General features: G+C 74.4%; 12 protein-coding genes. 6 read left to right on the plus strand and 6 right to left on the minus strand.

Annotated features, from left to right (window positions below):
* Window positions 1–127: 127 nt before the first annotated feature.
* The gene (locus ACFV0O_RS24045) at window positions 128–1,756 is read right to left on the minus strand and encodes an alpha/beta hydrolase (RefSeq protein WP_380345148.1); all 1,629 of its coding nucleotides are present in this window, start codon (window positions 1,754–1,756) and stop codon (window positions 128–130) included.
* 442 nt (window positions 1,757–2,198) lie between these two features.
* Between ACFV0O_RS24045 and ACFV0O_RS24050 the strand changes: the two genes are divergently transcribed.
* Window positions 2,199–2,402 carry a cold-shock protein gene (locus ACFV0O_RS24050; protein ID WP_360268486.1) on the plus strand — a complete coding sequence of 68 codons (204 nt, stop codon included), beginning with the start codon at window positions 2,199–2,201 and terminating at the stop codon, window positions 2,400–2,402.
* A 186-nt stretch (window positions 2,403–2,588) separates the two neighbouring features.
* Here ACFV0O_RS24050 and ACFV0O_RS24055 read toward each other — a convergent pair whose 3' ends face one another.
* Both ACFV0O_RS24055 and ACFV0O_RS24060 read right to left on the minus strand, forming a co-directional pair.
* Complete coding sequence (locus ACFV0O_RS24055) at window positions 2,589–3,410, minus strand: hypothetical protein (RefSeq protein ID WP_380345150.1); 822 nt, start codon at window positions 3,408–3,410, stop codon at window positions 2,589–2,591.
* A gap of 138 nt (window positions 3,411–3,548) precedes the next feature.
* A complete protein-coding gene (locus tag ACFV0O_RS24060) occupies window positions 3,549–3,749 on the minus strand; it encodes a hypothetical protein (RefSeq protein ID WP_380345152.1) in 201 nt (66 codons plus the stop codon).
* 102 nt (window positions 3,750–3,851) lie between these two features.
* Here ACFV0O_RS24060 and ACFV0O_RS24065 point away from each other — a divergent pair, with 102 nt between their 5' ends.
* The gene (locus tag ACFV0O_RS24065; protein ID WP_380345154.1) at window positions 3,852–6,686 is read left to right on the plus strand and encodes a LuxR C-terminal-related transcriptional regulator; all 2,835 of its coding nucleotides are present in this window, start codon (window positions 3,852–3,854) and stop codon (window positions 6,684–6,686) included.
* Window positions 6,687–6,716: 30 nt separating this feature from the next.
* Here ACFV0O_RS24065 and ACFV0O_RS24070 read toward each other — a convergent pair whose 3' ends face one another.
* Both ACFV0O_RS24070 and ACFV0O_RS24075 read right to left on the minus strand, forming a co-directional pair.
* Entirely contained in the window at window positions 6,717–7,841 is a 1,125-nt protein-coding gene (locus ACFV0O_RS24070) for a GNAT family N-acetyltransferase (RefSeq protein ID WP_380345156.1), read from the minus strand.
* Window positions 7,842–8,061: 220 nt separating this feature from the next.
* Window positions 8,062–10,539 carry a DUF3376 domain-containing protein gene (locus ACFV0O_RS24075; protein WP_380345158.1) on the minus strand — a complete coding sequence of 826 codons (2,478 nt, stop codon included), beginning with the start codon at window positions 10,537–10,539 and terminating at the stop codon, window positions 8,062–8,064.
* 324 nt (window positions 10,540–10,863) lie between these two features.
* Here ACFV0O_RS24075 and ACFV0O_RS24080 point away from each other — a divergent pair, with 324 nt between their 5' ends.
* The 3 genes from ACFV0O_RS24080 (at window position 10,864) to ACFV0O_RS24090 (ending at window position 14,715) form a co-directional block, all read left to right on the plus strand.
* On the plus strand, window positions 10,864–11,919 hold the full coding sequence (locus ACFV0O_RS24080; RefSeq protein ID WP_380345160.1) for a hypothetical protein: 1,056 nt from the start codon (window positions 10,864–10,866) through the stop codon (window positions 11,917–11,919).
* 308 nt (window positions 11,920–12,227) lie between these two features.
* Window positions 12,228–12,599 carry a fibronectin type III domain-containing protein gene (locus ACFV0O_RS24085; RefSeq protein WP_380345162.1) on the plus strand — a complete coding sequence of 124 codons (372 nt, stop codon included), beginning with the start codon at window positions 12,228–12,230 and terminating at the stop codon, window positions 12,597–12,599.
* 805 nt (window positions 12,600–13,404) lie between these two features.
* A complete protein-coding gene (locus tag ACFV0O_RS24090; protein ID WP_380345164.1) occupies window positions 13,405–14,715 on the plus strand; it encodes a hypothetical protein in 1,311 nt (436 codons plus the stop codon).
* Between the two features lie 251 nt (window positions 14,716–14,966).
* On the opposite strand, the gene ACFV0O_RS24095 is transcribed toward ACFV0O_RS24090, so the two are convergent.
* Window positions 14,967–15,146, minus strand: coding sequence for a hypothetical protein (locus ACFV0O_RS24095; RefSeq protein ID WP_380345165.1), 180 nt, complete (start codon window positions 15,144–15,146; stop codon window positions 14,967–14,969).
* Between the two features lie 368 nt (window positions 15,147–15,514).
* Here ACFV0O_RS24095 and ACFV0O_RS24100 point away from each other — a divergent pair, with 368 nt between their 5' ends.
* The gene (locus tag ACFV0O_RS24100; protein ID WP_380345167.1) at window positions 15,515–16,156 is read left to right on the plus strand and encodes a DedA family protein; all 642 of its coding nucleotides are present in this window, start codon (window positions 15,515–15,517) and stop codon (window positions 16,154–16,156) included.
* The last annotated feature ends 216 nt before the right edge of the window (window positions 16,157–16,372 follow it).

A 16,372-nucleotide genomic window follows, 5' to 3' on the forward strand; every position in this document is an offset into this window, starting at 1 on the left:
GCGGGGGGGGCGGGGTTTGCGCGGGGCCTTACGGGTCTTCGGTGCGCAAATTAGCACCTCCCGCCGGGGGGGCGCGCGCGCCGCCCCCCCCCCGGGGGGGGGGGCCCGCGGCAGGGCGGACGCGCGATCAGCCGCCGAACGGCCGGTGGTCGGGTGCGCAGACCGTACCGGGGGCGGGCAGGACACCGTCGATCAGGTAGCGGGCCTCGTGCCGGGCGGCACAGTCACTGGGGTTGGCCAGCACGGTGTGGCCGTAGCCGTCGACGGTCAGCAGCTGCGCGCGGGCGAGCGAACGGGCCATCGCGCGGGACCCTTCGTAGGGCATGGCCGGGTCGCCGGTGTTGGCGACGACCAGGATCGGTCGCGCGGTCGGGTGGTTCCAGGGGCCGTCGTACCGGTCGCGGTCACGGGCCGGCCAGTCGGCGCAGCGCTCGTCCGCCCAGGCGAAGTACGGGCCGACCTCGCCGGAGCGGGCCCGCGCGGACGCCGCCAGGGCCGGGTAGTCGGCCCGGGCCGGCGGATCGGCACTGTCCGAGCACGCCACCGCGAGCGCCTGGTCCGGCGACCGGTGGAGGACGGGCGGCAGCGGCGCGGACGGTGCGGCGGGCGCCTCGGTCGCGGCCCACAGCGTCTGGAGCGTCGCGCCGAGCCCGGTCCAGCCGGTGCCGAGGAAGCCCGGGACGGGATTCGCGGCGTACAGCGAGAGGATCGTCGCCTCCACGGCCGCGCCGGCGGTGAAGGTCGCGCCACCGACCGCGACCGGCCGCACACGCAGCCGGCGGAGCAACTCGTCGTACCTGGCTCGGGTGGCGGCAGCCGTCCCGGCGGAGAACGCGCAGGCCCCGGAGCCGACCTGGGCGCACTGGTCGAGGAAGGCGTCGAGGACGCGGCCGGCGGCCAGGTCACTGCCGTTGCGCAGCAGGGCGCCCGTGGTGGCGGCTTGCCCGCCGTGGCCGGTCGACCAGGCCACCGGGTCCGGGGCGCTGTCGAGGATCACGGCGCGGACCCGGTCGGGGAACAGGCCGGCGTAGGCGGCGCCGAGGTAGCTGCCGTACGAGGTGCCCAGGTAGGTGAGGCGACGGTCGCCGACCGCGCGGCGGAGCAGGTCCATGTCCCGGGCGACGTTCGCCGTGGAGACGTGCGGCAGCAGGTCCGGGTTGCGGGCCGCGCACTGCCGGGCGAGGCGCTGGTACGCGGTGACCCAGGCCGACTGCTGGTCCGCATCCTCGGGGTAGCCGGCGGCGGTGCCGGCCAGCAGGGCCTGCTCGTCCGCCGGGTCGTCGAAGCACCGGACGGGAGCGCTGCCGCCGGTGCCGCGCGGGTCGAAGCTGACGATGTCGAAGCGCTTGCGCACCTCCTCGGGGAACCGGTCGAGCATCACGGGCAGGGCCGCGGTGCCGGGCACGGCCGGGCCGCCGGGGTTGTAGAACAGCGAGCCGATCCGGTGCGCCGGGTCGTCCGCCGGGTGGCGGATGACGGAGAGGTCGATCCCGGCGCCGCGCGGGTCGTCGTGGTCGAGCGGCACCCGGGCGGTCGCGCACTCGAAGCCGTCCCCGCACGTGGCCCACGCGAGCCGCGGTACCGGGGCGGTGTCGGGCGCGGCGACGGCGGTCGCCGGACACACGGCGGCCAGCAGCGCGGCCGCGGCGGCGCCCGCGCCGAGCCTCCACGAGGCCGCGCGTCGGGTGGCGGTGCGGGACGCCCCGGGGCGGCGCGGACCGGGGGCGGAGCCGGTGGGAGGGGAGGTGCGAGTCACGCGAGAGCCCTTTCGTCAACGGGCCGGGCGGTCGTCCGCGCTCCTCGGTCGCGGCGCACCCCCGGCTCGTCCGACGGTTCCGCACCCCGCTGGCAATGCGCTGGCAGACCGCTGGCACCCCCGGGCAGACCCCGGGCAGACCCCTGGCAGACGACTGGCAGACCCCGGGCGGCGGGTCTGACGCCGTCCGGAAACGCGCCGGCAGCGCCCGTCGAACCGGGAGGTGTGGCGGCGGATCTGCCCGGCGCGGGGTCCGGTTCTCATCCCTGGCCGTTCGATCCACCGCGGTGTAACGTTTTGATCAAGCAGTCGTGGTTCCGAAGTTCTCGCCCGCGGTTACGTGCCGTGGGCGTTCTTGCTGTTCAGCGCGTCTCCGGACCAAGGCGATCACCTCCGGGCCCGCACCAGTGGAGCCCGATCAGTGCCCACGAAGGAGAAGCGCATGGCTACCGGCACGGTGAAGTGGTTCAACGCCGAGAAGGGCTTCGGCTTCATCGAGCAGGACGGCGGCGGGCCCGACGTCTTCGCTCACTACTCGAACATCGACGCCCAGGGCTTCCGTGAACTCCAGGAAGGCCAGAAGGTGGCCTTCGACGTCGTGCAGGGCCAGAGAGGCCTGCAGGCGGAGCACATCCGCCCTGCCTGACCCCGCGCACACGAACGGGCGCCCCGCACACACCCGTGCGCGGGGCGCCCGTCCGTCTCCACCGGCACGGAGGCCGCGTACCGCTTCCTCCGCGGCTCCCGGGTGCAGGGCGGTCAGCTCCACGTTCCGGACCTGACGGACCTGACGGACCTGACGGACCTGACGGGTCCGACGTGCCGGGTCCCGCTACGACGGCCGGCCGGCCGCCTCGGGACCGGCCGGCCTGGTGAGGAAGTGCTGCCGCACCCGGTCGGTGACGACCCGCCGCAGTGTCGGCTGCACCACCTCCGAGGTCGGGAGCGCATCCCACCTCGTGTACGGCCACCACCGATCGTGCGCAGCCAGCAGCATCCGTTCGCCGCCGGCGAGGTCACCCTCGACGGCGTACCAGCCGGCGAGCCACAGGCAGAGGTAGTACTGCTCCGGGAGTTCGCCGAGCGACCCGACCAGCGCGCGGCCGCGGGCGAAGTCGTTGGTTTGGGCGATCGCCTCCCAGGCGACCCGCTTCTCCCGCGGCTCCAGCGCCGCGAAGTCGCGGTCCAGCAGCCACTCGCCGATCACGCCCTCCCGGGGGACGAGCGGCCCGCCCCAGTCGTAGTGGCACGGCAGCAACTCCTCGACCGGCCGGTGATCGAGCTGCTCGGCCAGCCAGAGCAGCCGGTCCCGCAGGATCCGGCCTTCCGGGACGCGGTCGGCCGCGGCGCGCAGCCGGGGCTGTGCGGGCACGTCCGCGTACAGCTGGGCGACCAGGAACGCCTCGTCGAACGGCATGTCCTGGTCGCACAGGGCGCCGCCGCCCGGGCCTTGACGTCCGATCAGCAGCTCCGCCAGCTCGCCGGCCTCCGCGAAGCGGTCCTCCCAGCAGAGGATCTGGACGGCCGCCGCTCCGGCCTTCCACGCCGGGTCGGGTCGCGCGGCGGGATCGGTGGCCGACGCGAGCAGTTCGGGGAGCAGCTCCCGGTGTCCGCCGTGCCGCGCTCGGGAGATCAGACGTTCCGCAGATGTCACCGCACCACCCAAGCACAGTCGGCTCCGGCCACCTGAAGCGCGTCCTCGGTGGCCGGCGTCCGAACCCGGCGGTCCTGCTCCGCGGGGGGTGCCGAGGCCGGGGGTCCGTCCGGTCGGACGGGCCCCCGGACACCGGGATCAGCGCAGGACGCCGAGGTCCTTCGGGGTGGTGACGCCGTCGAAGGTCAGCAGGTGCCGGTCGGCGGGGACGGCGTACAGGTCGGGCTGTCCGTCGCCGTTGCCGTCACCCGGGGCGCCCGGGGCGAACCGGGGTCGGCACTCCGGTGACGGCCACTTCGGCGCTCCGAGCGGGGACCCCGAAGTCCGGCGGGACGGCATCGGTGCCTGATGAGAGGATCACCGGGGCGGTCTCCGGCCGCCCCCGTACGGCGCCGGGTGGCCCGGGCGGAGGACGATCGGTACACGGGAGCAGGGCACATCGTGCGGGGGCGCAACACGGAGCGGGACCGGATCGGGCGACTGCTGGCGGACGCCCGGCAGGGGACCGGCGGCGCGCTGCTGCTCCACGGCGAGGCCGGGATCGGCAAGACCGCCCTGCTCGACTGGGCCACCGGGCAGGCCGACGGCGCGCGCGTGCTGAGCGTCGAGGGCATCGAGTCGGAGATGGAGCTGGCCTACGGCGGGCTGCACCAGTTGTTCCTGCCCGTGCTGGACCTCGTCGACGCGCTGCCGGGGCCGCAGGCGGCCGCCCTGCGGGCGGTCTTCGGGCTGACGGCCGACGGCGTCCGCGACGGCTTCACCGTCGGCCTCGCCGTCCTCACGCTGCTGTCGGAGGCCGCCGCCGACGGCCCGCTGCTCTGCCTGGTCGACGACGCCCAGTGGGTCGACCAGCCCTCGGTGGACATGCTGACCTTCGCCGCCCGCCGACTTCGGGCGGAAGGCGTCGTGATGCTGTTCGCGGTCCGCGACGGCGCGCCGGGCGCGACCGTGAAGGGACTCCCCGGGCTGCTCGTCGAGGGACTGGAACGCACCGCCGCCGCCGAGCTGCTTCCGGGTCTTCCTCCGTACGTCGTGGACCGGGTGATCGAGGAGGCCGGCGGCAACCCGTTGGCCCTGATCGAGCTGTCGGCCTCGCTCACCCCGGCCCAACGGGCCGGTCGGATCGGCCCGTTGGCGCTGCCGGAGGCGGCCACCGGGAGGCCGAGCCGCATCCAGGACGGGTTCCTGGAGCAGATCCGGCGGCTGCCGGAGGCCACCCGACAGGTGCTGCTGGTCGCCGCCGCCGACGACACCGGCAGTCTCGCCGTGGTGCTGCGGGCCGCCCGGGAGCCGGGCACGGCCCTGGACCATCTCGAACCCGCCGAACGGGCCGGGCTGGTGGTCCTGTCCGGGGAACTGCTGCGCTTCCGGCATCCGCTGGTGCGCTACGCCGCCTACCGGAGCGCCCCGCTCGCCCGGCGGATCGCCGCGCACCGGGCGCTCGCCGAGGCCCTGGGGGCGGTCGGCCAGGCCCACCGGCGGGCCTGGCACCTGGCCGCCGCGTCGACGGGACCGGACGAGCAGGTCGCCGAGGAACTGGAGCGGGTCGCCGAGTGGGCCGGGAACCGGCAGGCGATGGCGTCCGCGTCCGCCGCGTACGAACGCGCGGCGCAGCTCACCGCGGATCCGGACCGGCGGGCGCGCCGCCTGGTCCAGGCGGCCCGGAAGGCCGCCGACGCCGGCCAGGACGAGCGGTGCGGTGCGCTGGCCGACCAGGTGCGGCTGCCGCTGGCGGACCCGGGTGTGGCGGCGGACTTCGCGCGCGCCCGGGCGGCGGTCGAGCTGGGCTACCGCAGCCCGGACCGGGCCGCCCGGATCCTGCTCGACAGCGCCGACCCGACCGGTGTCGACCTGACCCGCGTCGACCCGACCCGCGTCGACCTGACCGGTGTTGACCCGACCCGCGTCGACCTGACCGGTGTCGACCCGACCCGCGTCGACCTGACCGGTGTCGACCCGACCTGCGTCGACCCGACCCGCGTCGACCTGACCCGCGTCGACCGCCCGGACACGACGGCCTCACTGCTGACCGACGCGGTCCACGCGGCCTGGTCCGGCGGGAACGCCGCGCTGATCGAGGAGGTCGCCTCCCGCGCCCCCGACCTGCCCGTACTGGCCGTGCCCGCCCGGCTGTTCGGCGGTGAGGTGCCCGGCGCGCTCGACGCGCTGCGGCAGCTCGTGGAGCGCAGCCGGGACGCCGGCACCGGCGTGATGGACCGGCTGATGACCGGGATCTACTGTCAGCTGACGGGGGATCACCAGGCCGCGCGGCAGGCCGCTGCCGGAGCGGTCGCCCACTGCCGGGAGCAGGGCATCAGCGGTTGGCTGCCCACCACGCTGGACCTGCTGGTCAGGGCGGAGCTGGCGCTCGGCCACCACGACGAGGCGACGGCCCGGGGCACCGAGGCGCTCGGGCTGGCCGAGTACTACGACCTCGCCCACCGGGCCGCCCACCTGCGCGCCGTCCTGGCGATGGCGGCGGCCCTCCGGGGCGAGGAGGAGCAGGTCCGTGCGCTGACCGACGAGGCCCTGGCCTACGCCCGGCCGCGTGGCGTGGGCCGGGCCACGGCGGACGCCCGGTGGGCGCTGGGCCTGCTCGAACTCGGCCTGGGCCGGGCGGAAGCGGCCCTGGAGGAGTTGGAGGCGGCCCGGCGCGAGGTGGCCCATCCGCTGCTCTCGCTGCCCCTGCTGCCGGACCTGGTGGAGGCGGCCGTCCGGGCGGGCCGCCCGGAGCGGGCGGCGGACGCCGCCCGGCAGCTCGACGCGTGGGCCACCGCGCTGGGACGGCCCGCGCTCGCCGCCCTGGCCGCCCGGTGCCGGGCGCTGACCGGCCCCGACGGCGCGGCCGAGGAGCACTTCACCACGGCACTGGCCCTGCACGAGGGCGGCAGTGCGTTCGACCGGGCCCGCACCGCGCTGCTGTACGGGGAGTGGCTGCGTCGCCTGCGCCGCCGGATCGACGCCCGGGACCGGCTGCGCGCCGCCCGGGAGGACTTCGAACGGCTCGGTGCCCGGCCCTGGGCGGACCGGGCCAGGGCGGAGCTGGGCGCCGCCGGGGGAGAGACCGCGCTGACCACCCGCCAGGACGGGCCGATCAGCCTGCTCAGCCCGCAGGAGCGCGAGGTGGTCCGGCTGGCCGCGACCGGGGCGAGCAACCGGGAGATCGCCGCGCAGCTGTTCCTCAGCCCCCGCACGGTCGGGCACCACCTGTACCGGGCCTTCCCCAAGCTGGGCATCGGCTCCCGCACCGAACTGGCCGGCCTGCTGGCCTCGTGAGGCGGGCCGGGCCCGGCGCCGGGCCGGGGTTCAGGAGGCGGGGGCCGACTCCGGCGCCGACCAGACCAGCCGGGTCTGGGCGATCCGGTAGCCGGCCCGGGCGAAGGCGGCCGCCATCGGCGCGTTGTCGGTGTCCGTGGTGGCCGTGATCAGCTCCGCCCCCGCCTGCGCCTGCACCCGGGTGATCTCGGCCAGCACCTCGTCGACGTACCCCTGACCGCGCAGCTCGGGGACCACCCCGAGGTAGCCGACGTTGCGGTTGTACGGCGTCGCCGACGGGAGGGCCAGCCCGGCGACCTCGCCGTCGAGGGTGCGGGCCAGCCGCCACCACGAGCGCTCCCCGGGGCAGCCGAGGTAGAAGTCCATCTCCTCCCGGGCCGTGGCCTCGGCGCCCATCAGCGCGAGGGTGCGGCGGGTCTCGCCGTCCAGGCTGCCGACCGCGATCCGGCGGAAGACGTCGAGGAACTCCTCGTCCGTGCCCTCGGTGAAGACCAGCCGTCCGCCGGCGGTGGGCAGCCCGGCCTCCGGGGTCCACTCCAGGCGCAGCCGTTCCACCACGTCGGTGAGCCCGGCGGCCAGCGCGGCGTCGCGGCGCCAGTCGGTGGCCGCGACCACGGCCGGGTCCTCGCGCCGGCCCGGAGGCAGCGTCAGGTTGTAGAGCGGGGGCTTGGCCGCGCCCTGCTCGGCGAAGGCCCGCAGGCCGGCGCGGATCAGCCCGGCCCCGACCGCCGCCCGGTCGGCGACCGAGGGATCGACGTACAGGCAGTCCAGCGCGACGGGGTGCTCGCTGCTCGCCTGCCCCCACCACAGGGCGCGGGCCACCACCCGGCCGTCCTGCTCGGCGATCCAGGTCCACTCCGGGCGGTACATGCCCTCCCCGAGCTCCTCCAGGTAGCGGTCGGCGTCGATCCATCCGACGGGCTCGTCCACCGTCACGGCGGTGACCCGGTCGAGGTCGGCTTCGGTGGTGGGGCGGAACAGCATCCGGGTCTCCTCGGTGTACGTGGTGACGGTGGCGCCGGTGTCGAAGACCCGGGAGTCGGTCAGGGTGAACCCGGTGGGGAGGAAGGGGGCCCGGGACAAGTCGAACCGGCCGTCGGGGCAGGCGATGTAGCCGTCGAGCGTGGTGTCGACGTAGGAGGTGAGCCGGCGCAAGGTCCTGCTTTCGTTCTGCTGCGGGGTGACGTCACCGACGCTACGGCGACGGCCGTCCGGCGGGCATCGGTCACCCCGACGTAATGTGACCGGTCACCGGCCCGCCGGTCACCGGTCATGGGGCGCCCACCGGCGGCCCCGCCGCCCTGCTCCGCGCCCCGGCGGCCTGACGCCCCCGGCCCGGCGGTCGGACGGTCGGACGGGCGGTCGGGCCCGACGCCTACCGCACCAGCGGAAGCGCGATCGCGAGCGCGACCCCGGCTCCGAGCACCGCGCACAGGACCGCGAGGCCGATGCCGACCCGCCGGACCCCGGCGAGGTCACGGCGGACGGCCTGCCGCAGGTCGGTCGGCATCGGCCGGGTGTGGAGCTGGGCGCGAGTCCGCCGGAGCAGGAAGCGCAGCACCTTCTGCGAGAACCCGGCGGGCCGGTGGTCGGCGTCGAGTGCGGCCCGCAGGGCGGGCCTGACCCGGTGCAGGACGCGCTGGGTGGAGCCCTGGCGCTCGGTCACCGGGGGCTCGCTCAGCACCAGCCGGAGGGCGGACTCGGTGGTCTTCCTCAGTGCGTGCGTGCCCTCCTCGGTCCTGATGAAGTCGTCCAGGAGGACGGAGTCCTCCCCCTTGAGCTGGTCGAGGTTGGCTTCCATCTGCTCGCCGTCGATCTCCCCGGCGAGGATGGCGGTGTGGAGGTCCTTCTCCCACCGCCGGCGCTCGGACGAGGAGTGCTCGATCAGGACGCGCAGGAGGTGGTGCGCCGCGTCGAGGCGTCCCCAGGTGAAGTCGGAGGCCCGCCAGGCCTCGTTGACGAAGGCGCCGAAGTGGTTGAGCCGCAGCCCGTACAGCTTGCGCGCGCCGATGTCGGCGTACTGGTCCTTCCAGAAGAGCGGACCGAGGTCGTCCGGGCCGAGCCGCAGGAACCTGAACCGTGGGGTGAGCGGCTCGACGACCCGGGAGACGGGGGCGAAGGCGTCGGTGAGCACCTCGACGGCCAGGCAGCAGGAGACCAGCTCCTCCGGCGTGTCCCAGCGGGTGTCGCCCATCAGCCGCAGGGCCTCGTGGTACGCGCGGGCGGCGGTCCGCACGGCCGCGCCGAGCGTCTCCGGGAGCTTCATCTCCTCGAAGACCCTGCAGACCTCGTCGGCGACGCCGACGTCGGAGTCCTGGGCGTGCGCGAGCTCGCAGAGGTCGGCCCGGACGGCATCCATCACGGCGAGGGTGATGCGCAGCTGCTCGCTGATCTCGCCCACCGTGGGGCGGAACCGGTCCTGCCGCTGCGGGCAGGCACGGACCCGGTCGTGCAGGGCGACCATCAGCAGCCGGATGACCCGCTCGGCCGGGCTGATCCCCCACCGCCAGTGGTCGTGGAAGGGCGTGGCGACGGCGTCCACGGGTTCGGCGCGGGCGGGCGGGAGCCAGCTGACGCACTGGTCCAGGACGCGTTCGGGGTTGGCCTGGGGCAGTGAGACCAGCGAGGTGGCACGCTGGGAGCTCGCCATCATCTGCCGGGCGTCCCAGATCACGGCTGCGGCCCGGCCGCGGCGGTACTCGTCGATGAGCGCGGAGGCGTGGTACAGCAGCTGATCGGCGAGTTCCCCGGCGCCCTGGCCGCTCAGGCGCTCGAACAGCCGGTCCTGGACGTCACCGACGCTGGTCCTCAGGCGGTTGGAGAGGTCCTCGGCGCTGGAACGGAGGTTGCTCTCGCGGGGGTAGGCCATCGCGTTCGTCGCGGCCTCGGTCCACAGGATGTCGTGACACGCCGTCTGGCCGATCTTCTCCTGCGGAACCAGTCCGGAGGAGGGGGCGACGTAGACCAGGATGCGCTCCACCTGACCGTCCATGCGGCGGGAACCGATGGCGTCCAGCACGGGCCGGAACGGCTCGTTGGTCAGCACCCCGCCGTCCATGACGCAACTGGTCGGGATGCCCTTGGGCTGCTCGCGGTACTCGCGCATCGGGAACTCGTGGACGGGGGCGAAGGCGACCGGGAACCCGGCGGTGGCGCGGGCGGCCTGCACCAGGGCGGAGTTCCGCTCGCCGATGTCGCCGGCGAAGTCCGTGCGCGGGCGCCTCTCGATCCGCCAGGCGCGGTCGGGCCCGCGCCGGTAGGTCAGCCACTGCGGGTCGTGCTGGAAGCGGTAGATCCGGCGGTGGTCCCGGACGTCGAACTCGCCGCCGTAGCCGTCGGCGTAGGTTTGCGGCCGGCCGTCCAGCGCGGTCGCGGTGAGGAAGAGCGTGACCGGCTCGGCCTGCCCGGAGTCCTGACCCATGTCCCGGACCACCTTGGCCAGGGTCTCCTCGATCACCTCGCCGCGCATCAGACTGCCGGAGGCGTCGGTGGCCAGCAGCCGGTCCAGCTCGGCCGCCTCGCGCCAGGTCTTGCGGAGGTCGGCCTGCCCGGCGCCGCGGCCGATCGAGGCGGCCAGCAGCATGCCGTTCAGCCCGCCGGCCGAGGTGCCGGCGATGACGTCGATCAGGACGCGCTTGCCCTTCTCCGCGGTGAGCCGCTGCCAGAGGAGGAACGACGACCGGTCCTTGAGGTCGACGGACTCCACGGGGTCGCCGCGGGAGGCCCGCCGCAGCAGGTCGAGCTCATGGGTCACACCGCCCATCCAGACGGCGAGGCTGACCCCGCCGTTGAGGACCAGGGCGAGGCGAACCTCTTCCGCGGTGCCGACCGTGTCGCTGCGCGTGTCTGCCATGGCGGACAGAATAGGGACCATCTGTCAACGAACTACCCGGCTGGCGCGTCGAACCGACCCCATCGGGTCACCGGACTGCTCCGATCGCCGCAGGTGGCGATCGGGACGATAGGCCGGACGGGACTCCGCAGCTGCCACCCCACCACCCGAGCACAGTCGGCTCCGGCCACCCGAAGCGCGCCCCCGGTGGGCGGCGCCCGACACCCCGGGCCCTCCGGTCGTCCACAGGGGCCGGACCGTCCGGAGATCGCTCCCCCGGCCGGGGGAGGCGGATCGTCCCGGCCGTCGATGCCGCACAGTGGCGGTCGGTGCGAGCTTCGAGGCATGACTGGTGATGGACGGACGTTGACGTGGTGGCAGGCATGGCCGCGGTGGGCCGGCCGGGCGACGGTGCTGTGGGCAACGGTGTACGGCGCCTTCGGCCTTGCGTGCACCCTGAGCGGGACTCCGCTGCTGCACTACGGAGTCATCCGGGGAGCCGCAGCCCTCGACGCGGTCTTCGTGGCGGTGGCCGTACTGGCGGCCCTGGTCTGCGGGGCGGTGGTGCGCCACGGGCTGCGGCCGGCCCTGCGGGTGCTGCTGTGGGTGCTCTGCGGGCTGACCGGGATCGCCGCGTTCGGTCTGCTGATGAACGTGATCACGCTGATGACCGGCGAAGGAGTGGACAGCCCGGCAGCCGCGGCGAACCAGGCGCTGACGGCCGTCGGCGCACTCCTGCTGGCGGCGACCGCCCGGGCCGACCACCGCCCGACCGGCGGCGCCCTCGTGCCCGCACCCTCCCCCGCACCTCGGCCGGTCCAACTCGCCGCCGTCGCCGGCACCGTGGCCTTCCTCCCGTACGCCGGGATGAAACTGGTGTGGGCCACGGGCGGCACCTTCGCCGGGATCAGCAGCGAGGAGAACATCGCGGTCTCCGAACGCAACGGGGCCTCGGGGATCTGGCTCACCCTCGAATCCCGGGGCCTGGACGTCACCGTGCTGCTGGCCGCACTCGGCGTCTTCCTGCTGTGGGGACTGGTCCGCCCATGGGGTCAGGTCTTCCCGCGCTGGACGCTCCTCCTGCACCGCCGACGTGTTCCCCGCTGGCTCCCACTGACCCCGGCCCTGATCGGCGCCGCCACCCTCACCCCGTACGGACTGCTCGGGCTCGGCTACTGCACCCTCGCCGCGACCGGCGTGGTGACGATGCGGCAAGGCGACGCCCCTTCCCCGGAGGACGCGCTGCAGATGGGCTGGATCGGCATGATCGCGTTCGCCGCGTACGGAGTCGCGCTGACCATCGCCGCCCGCTCGTACTGGCACCGGACGCGTCCGGTGGCCCAGGAACCCGCACACCCGGTGACATCAGCGGCCGGCCGGTCCCCGGCTGCCGGTTCCTGACGTCCCGGCGTCATGAGCACGACGATCAGCGGCCCCGGCGGTAGCGGCTTCCGGCAGGACCTCCAGGAGATCAACAGGCTTGGGTGGCGGGATTGCTGTGGTTCCGGGCCCCTGCCGAAAACGGCAATTCTGTGGTGTCCTGGAGATAGCCGAACATGAATGTGGAGAATCAGGGCTCCACGTGCTACGCGAACCGGCTCGGACGCGCAGTTACGGTGACTCCACGAAGTCAGAACCCTGGACCGGCCTGAATTTACCTACTGTGCGTGATGGTGGAGGCGTCGGCGGAACACCGAGGAATTGTGATCATGCATCCGAAGAAGAGTGGAAGAACCTACCTGATGTTGACAGCGGCAGCCGCCATTGCGACTGTCACCATCCCTGCCGGGTCGGCATCGGCGCAATCCGCCCCGGCGCCGCCCTCAAACCTCAGGGTCACTCCGACGGCGAACAATACCTTTCTTCTCACATGGCAAGACAACTCGAACAATGAATCCGGCTTCGAGATCACCGACGGCATCTCGTTCCGCCTGGCCGGCGCGAATGCGACAGCAGACAACTGGCACGTCACTCCGAACACGTACAAGTGCTTCCGGGTTCGCGCGTACAACGCTGCCGGCGCTTCGGCGTGGTACCCGAGTGCCGCACCGTATTACGTGTGCGGAACAACACCTGCCTAGCGCCTCGCGCTCCGGTCGGCGGGCCACGCTGACCGGGTGTTCGGGCGCGGGTGTGGTCGACCGTGCCGTGTACGTGGCCGCTCCTTGCCGTGATCGCAGAGCCGTGAGCACCTGCTGGTGCGGGCGTCAGCGGTATGCCGGTGACGGCGAGCCGAGGTCCCGGTGTCCCGTCAGAACGAAGTCGAGCCACCGCTCGTACCAGGAAATGGAGTTGGAGTCGGAGGGGAAGTGAGGGGAGGCGCCGCGCAGGCGCCGTCGTGACGACCGCCGACAAGCGGAAGGTGTCCTCACGACGCCGCCGGCCCCTGCCCGCGACGGAGCGAGTTCACACCTGCTCAGGGCATCCCGGTCGGATGCCCGTCGGCGCACCGGCTCGGCGGTCGCCGGCCGAACAATCGGCTTGCGGCGGGCGATGGCATTCGGACATGATCCTCCCCATGCGCGACCTCAACAGGAAGGGCGGCCACCGCCCGAGCAGGTGAGCCCCATCCGCCGCCGACGACCGGCGGCCGGCTCCCTCGCCACCACTCACCGGGCACCCGTAGCCGGCTCCGCCGCCACGGCCCGGCCGCCGCCCCTGTTCCGCGCGCCCTGCCACGGACAGCACCACGGTCGCGGCCGCGTGCACCACCGCGACCCGCGTGCGTGACCGTGCACGCGCCGGCGCCGCCGCCGGTCGCACCGGTGCCACGCACCCCGCCCCCGCACCCCGCACGCCCGTGGCCTGTGCCGGTCACCGCCCGCTGCCTCTGATCCCCGACGACGACACCGACCCACCCTGACAACCCGCCCCGGAGGAAACCCTGTGACGACGACCTCGCTCGACACCGCCTGGAGCCTCGTGGAGTCCGGTGACCCGGGCGCCGCGATGCGCGAACTGCGCTCGGTCGCACGCGACTTGCCGGCTGCCCAGGTGGCCCCGCTGGTCGAGCGGCTGGCCGCCGACGGCGGCTTCGACGACCTCGTCGAGGCCGCCCGCGCCCTGGCCGCCAAGCCCGCCCACCCCGGCGCGCTCTACCAGTACGGCTACGCCTGCGTCGGGCGCGGCGCCGCCTTCCTCGCCGTCCCCGCCCTCACCGAGGCGCTGCGCGCGGCCGACGCACCGCCACGCGGCCTGCTCGCCAAGGTCCGCGGCCGCACCGACCAGCGGCTCCCGATCATCGCCGAACTCGCCATCGCCCTTGAGGACGAGGAGCGCCACGCCGAAGCCGCCGGCCTGCTGCGCGACCACGACGCGCTGCTCCGCGACTGGCCCGAGCGCTACCTGCTCGCCTACAACACCCTGATGGCCGGCGACGCCACCGCGGCCCGCACCGCCTTCGACCGCCTGCCGGCCGAAGCCGGCCAGTGGCAACCGGCCGCCGACCGGCTGCGCCGCTCCCTCGACCGCGCCGCGTCCGTCGCCGCCACCGCGCAGCCCGGCGACCCCGACCCGCTCCACCACCAGGCCCTGCGCGCCTGGCACTTCACCCTCACCGGCGGCCTGCTCACCAGCCTGTCCCCGTACGGCTGGGACGCGGGCATGACCGGCCGCTACGCCTTCCTCCAGGACAGCTACGCGCTCTGCCGGCAAGGCCTGGAACGGCTGCGGCTGATCCTGGAGGCGACCGGGACACGCCCGCAGTCGGTCTCCCTGCTGCCCGGCCGCGCGGACCGCGCGCTCGGCCTGGCCGCCGCAGACCTGTTCCGCCTGCCCGCCCAGCCCTACCGCCCGGGCACGGCGAACACCGTGGTGGTGGCCTACGACCTGAGCGAGGCGGACGGCGACCTGCTCTCCCTCCTGAACGAACGCGCACCGGGCGAGGTGCTGTACGAGCACGCGACCTGCTGGACCGAGACGCCCGGCGTCACCGCCGACGTCTGCGGCGTGCTCGGCCAGACCGTCCTCGCGCCCTGGGAGCCGCTCGGCGGCGAGCCGGACGAGCGGACCGCCGAGGAACTGGCGGCCGACATCCGCACCGCCGACCCGACCCCGGACCCCGGCGACGGCGAGACCCCGGCCGACCCCGACGAGGCCCTGGCCGCCTTCGCCCGCGCGGTCGCCCCCCGCTGGCTGACCGGCCCCCGCGACCGCTGCCGCTCCGCCGGCCCGGTGCGCAGCTCCCGCTTCGCCTGAGCGACGGGAGGTCAGGCCTGGCAGCGGACGAGTGTCAGCCGGAGGCCTGGTGACTGCCCTGATGTGACCGGGGCCGCCGCAGCCGAGCGGCGGCCCCGATCTGCCGGGCGGTGGTGCTGTGGGAGAGGCCGGGGGCGTGTCGGTCCGGCAGCCGTCCAGGACGAAGCCGCCCGCGACGCCGGGCCGATGGGGAGCCGTGGACGAATTTCTTGCGGGCCCGCTCGTCCGTTCCGGAGGTCGTCCGGCGCGCGTCAGTTCCACGGCTCCCGGTAGGGGTTCTCGCCCAGCAGCTTCGCCGCGGCCACACAGAGGTCCTCGCCGTAGAGCTGGTTGCCGCCCCCTTCGGAGCCCCACAGGTCGGACGCGGCCTGGGCCACCGCGCGCCAGGAGTAGTCCTCATCGCATCGCCACGTGCGGATCTGATCAGCCATCTCCGGCGTGATCGTCGCCGGATCCACGGTGTCGTGTGTCATTCCGCCGACCCTAGGGACGTCGCAGGGACCGCGGCCACCGGATTACGCCCTCGTCTGCCCGTCCGTCGGTCCGCCCGTCGCACGGCCGCCCGCTCACCGTGATCCACCCGGCCGTCGCCGGCCCTTCAGTCCTGCTCGGGAAGCCGAGCGCTCCGGGTGACGGCGGATACCTGTGAGTGACGGCAGGTGGCGGTGGGTGACGGCGTCGTCGGTTCCCGGGGCAGTGTCGTCGGCCGCCCCGCCGCCTCCCCGCCCGACGGGGCCGGTCGGGGGACAAGCGTTACATTGGAGCGAAAAGAGGCACGATCGCCGACGGGGTGTGGCCGATGCACTCGATCACCGACTGGCTGCGCGGCCTGTCCGGCCCGGTCGTGTACGCGGTCATCGGTGGCATGGTCTTCGCCGAGGACGCCCTGTTCTTCAGCTTCTTCATCCCCGGCGAGACCGCTGCCGTCCTCGGCGGCTTCCTCGCCCACCAGGGCCGTGTCTCGCTCGGCTGGATGGTCCTGGTCGTGGTCTGCGCGGCCGTCCTCGGCGATTCCGCCGGCTACGAGATCGGCCGCCACCTCGGCCCGCCGATCCTTCGCACCCGCCCGCTGCGACGTCATGTCAAGCAGGTCGGCACGGCGCAGGACCTGATCCGCCGGCGCGGACCGGCCGCCGTCTTCGTGGGCCGGTTCGTCGCCTTCTTCCGGCCGCTGGTGCCCTCGCTGGCGGGGATGTCCCGTATGCCGTACCGCCGGTTCCTGCTCTACAACGCCCTCGGGGGGATCGCCTGGGGCGTCGGCTTCACCCTCCTCGGCTACTTCGCCGGGGCCGCCTACACCAGGGTGGAGGGCACGGTCGGCCGGGTCGCCGCGATCGCGATCGCCGTGATCATCGCTGCTGCCCTCCTGCTCTGGTACCTGCGGCGGCACCGCTCGCGGGGCAGTGAGCCGTCGGACGACGGCGACGGGCGGAATCCCTGAACCGTGCCGCCCCGACCGGCCGTACGGACGGAACGGTCCGTGCCGGGCCGACGGCCGTGGCTGCGACCTGTCCACCGTGCCGGGCGCCGTCGGCGTGCACCGGACCGGCGCCGTCACGGTCGTCAGGCGCTCCCGGCCCGCTTCCGGCCCGCTCCCGGCCCCCGATCGGTCGCGTGCTGCTCCGCTCCGGCCGCCGCTGACCAGGTCAGCGGTGAA

Source organism: Kitasatospora sp. NPDC059577, assembly GCF_042735475.1.
Lineage (GTDB): Bacteria > Actinomycetota > Actinomycetes > Streptomycetales > Streptomycetaceae > Kitasatospora.

Coding starts and splice junctions, on each gene's coding strand:
- ACFV0O_RS24050 (WP_360268486.1), top strand. CDS start 2,199: ATGGCTACCGGCACGGTGAAGTGGTTCAACGCCGAGAAGGGCTTCGGC.
- ACFV0O_RS24060 (WP_380345152.1), bottom strand. CDS start 3,749: ATGCCGTCCCGCCGGACTTCGGGGTCCCCGCTCGGAGCGCCGAAGTGG.
- ACFV0O_RS24075 (WP_380345158.1), bottom strand. CDS start 10,539: ATGGCAGACACGCGCAGCGACACGGTCGGCACCGCGGAAGAGGTTCGC.
- ACFV0O_RS24080 (WP_380345160.1), top strand. CDS start 10,864: ATGACTGGTGATGGACGGACGTTGACGTGGTGGCAGGCATGGCCGCGG.
- ACFV0O_RS24085 (WP_380345162.1), top strand. CDS start 12,228: ATGCATCCGAAGAAGAGTGGAAGAACCTACCTGATGTTGACAGCGGCA.
- ACFV0O_RS24095 (WP_380345165.1), bottom strand. CDS start 15,146: ATGGCTGATCAGATCCGCACGTGGCGATGCGATGAGGACTACTCCTGG.
- ACFV0O_RS24100 (WP_380345167.1), top strand. CDS start 15,515: ATGCACTCGATCACCGACTGGCTGCGCGGCCTGTCCGGCCCGGTCGTG.